The sequence below is a fragment of the Halobacillus sp. BBL2006 genome (assembly GCF_000786645.1).
GTDB lineage: Bacteria > Bacillota > Bacilli > Bacillales > Halobacillaceae > Halobacillus.
This window is the reverse complement of the sequence record NZ_JRNX01000738.1, coordinates 1-2647: the sequence shown is the minus strand read 5'-3', so window position 1 is coordinate 2647 and position 2647 is coordinate 1. Positions and strand designations below refer to the sequence as shown.

The window sequence follows — 2647 nt, the reverse complement described above, 5'->3', positions numbered from 1 at the left end:
TTCATATTTTGAACATGTTTACAGCTTCCCTGGGTAATTACATTACGAATTTCATTGATATGAGCTTTCGAATTGCACCTTTAAGTGAAGAGAATCGCGGGTGGATTAACAGCTGGACGATATTCTATTGGGCCTGGTGGATTTCATGGTCACCATTTGTCGGTATTTTTATCGCCAGAATTTCGAAAGGTCGTACACTCAAAGAATTTATGTTAGGTGTTCTTCTCGTTCCATCGCTCGTCTGTTTTATTTTCTTTGCGGTTTTCGGTGTGTCTGCTCTGGAGCTCGAGCAAAATGGAGTCGCTCAAATTTCTCAGTATGCCCTTGAGACGGCAACCTTTGGCGTATTGGAGCAGTATCCATTAGGTACATTTATGTCGTTCATTACGATTTTCGTTATTGCGATCTTTTTCATCACTTCTGCAGACTCGGCAACCTTCGTATTAGGCATGCTCAGTTCTTCAGGATCTATAGAGCCGTCGAGTACGGTGAAAATCACATGGGGAATTATGCTTTCTTCGGTGGCTGCCATTATCGTATACTTTGGAGGAACACAAGGTTTGCAGAACATCCTAATCATTTCTGCCTTACCTTTTTCAATCGTTCTCCTGCTTATGTGTGCTTCATTTTTTAAGGCAGCAAATAGAGAAGTGCGCCAGAAGAAAAAGCAAGTGACAAAGAAACATTCCGCTTAATTTCGTTCAGCTATTAGAAAGGCTCAGAAGCCAAAATGCTTCTGGGTCTTTTCATTTTTTATCAAAATTAATTGTTGCATATATAAGTATATGCTTATATTATAAAAGGCGAGGTGATTGCATGGAGAAAACGATCATTGAATTAGAGGATGCAGCAAAAACGTTAAAGCTTTTAGGTGATAAAACACGATTAACGATCATCGGGCTCTTGAAAGATCAAGAATGCTGTGTCTGTGAGTTCGTAGAGGTTTTGCAAATGAGTCAGCCCTCTGTCAGCCAACATCTCAGAAAGTTAAGAGATGCAGGATTGGTGAAAGAGCGACGCAAGGGACAATGGATCTTCTATTCCTTAAATACATCTCACAAAACGTACGCGATTTTACAACAGATCTTGGAACAAATACCTGATCAAAGAGAGAAATTAACAGCATTGGAGAAAGCGGGACTAAGAATCCAATGCGACTAGTAGGGGGATACTTTTGAATTTGGCACTTATCGCAACACTTATTTTTGTACTTACATTAGTTTTAGTTATCTGGCAGCCTAAGAATTTAGGCATCGGCTGGTCAGCATGCGCTGGCGCGGTTCTTGCTTTGATTTTCGGAGTCGTCGACTTTCAGGATGTCCTTGCCGTCACAGACATTGTCTGGAATGCGACGTTGGCGTTCGTTGCCATCATTATCATCTCGTTGATTCTTGATGAAATTGGATTCTTCGAATGGGCAGCACTACATATGGCAAGAGCAGCCAAAGGTGATGGAAAACGGATGTTCATCTACGTTACGATATTGGGAGCTGTAGTGGCTGCGCTGTTTGCAAATGACGGAGCCGCCTTGATCCTTACGCCAATTGTTTTAGCGATGGTAAGGAACTTGAACTTCAAGGAAGCGATGATCCTGCCGTTTATTATGGCGAGTGGATTCATTGCCGATACAACGTCGCTACCGTTGATTGTCAGTAACTTAGTGAATATCGTATCGGCGGACTTTTTTGACATCGGGTTTATCGAATATGCATCACGCATGATCGTCCCGAATTTATTCTCGTTAGCTGCGAGTATGTTGGTCTTATTCGTATTTTTTCGTAAGAGTATTCCGGCAAAGTATGATTTATCTCAGCTGAAAAAACCGAGTGAGGCGATTCAGGATGCTAGTATGTTTCGCATGTCATGGGGGGTCTTGGCGGTACTGCTGATCGGTTACTTTGCGAGTGAACCGCTAGGCATTCCAGTCTCCATTATCGCAGGAATTGTAGCGATCTTTTTCTTACTGATGGCAAGAAGAAGTGCGGCCGTGAAAACAGGGGATGTTGTTAAAGGAGCCCCATGGGCGATTGTCTTCTTCTCGTTAGGAATGTATATCGTTGTTTATGGCTTACGTAACGTAGGACTGACGGATGTCCTTGCGAATGTCATTCAGGTGACTGCTGATCAGGGCTTATTTGTGGGAACGATTTCGATGGGATTCATTGCAGCAATTTTATCGTCTGTCATGAATAACATGCCGACCGTTATGATCGACGCATTAGCGATTGCTGGAACTGATACATCAGGGACGATGAGGGAAGCGCTCATTTATGCGAACGTCATCGGTTCTGACCTGGGGCCGAAGATTACCCCGATCGGGTCGTTAGCAACATTGCTATGGCTTCACGTTTTATCGATGAAAGGCTTCCGCATTTCCTGGGGCTACTATTTTAAAGTCGGGATTATTCTCACAGTACCGACACTGTTTATAACGCTCGTCGGATTATATGTATGGTTATTGATTCTATAAAATAATTGACCAATAAAGGAGAAATTCAACATGTCTAACAAACCAGTTATTTATTTTCTATGTACAGGAAACTCTTGCCGCAGCCAAATGGCAGAAGGCTTTGGTAAAAAATACTTAGGCGATCAATTCGAAGTGCTTTCAGCTGGGATTGAAGCGCACGGTTTAAACCCGAACGCT

3 protein-coding genes and 1 pseudogene are annotated in these 2647 nt (G+C 42.7%); all 4 read left to right on the top strand.

What is annotated here, in order from left to right:
- Positions 1 to 695, top strand: a 695-nt coding sequence (locus LD39_RS19095; RefSeq protein ID WP_035551900.1) for a BCCT family transporter, incomplete at its 5' end; no start/stop codon positions are given.
- A 121-nt stretch (positions 696 to 816) separates the two neighbouring features.
- Positions 817 to 1161: a helix-turn-helix transcriptional regulator gene (locus LD39_RS19090; protein ID WP_035551897.1), complete on the top strand. Its 345-nt coding sequence runs from the start codon at positions 817 to 819 to the stop codon at positions 1159 to 1161.
- Positions 1162 to 1174: 13 nt separating this feature from the next.
- On the top strand, positions 1175 to 2470 hold the full coding sequence (locus LD39_RS19085) for an arsenic transporter (protein WP_035551895.1): 1296 nt from the start codon (positions 1175 to 1177) through the stop codon (positions 2468 to 2470).
- 30 nt (positions 2471 to 2500) lie between these two features.
- Positions 2501 to 2647: pseudogene (locus LD39_RS19080) on the top strand (arsenate reductase); the annotation flags it as partial.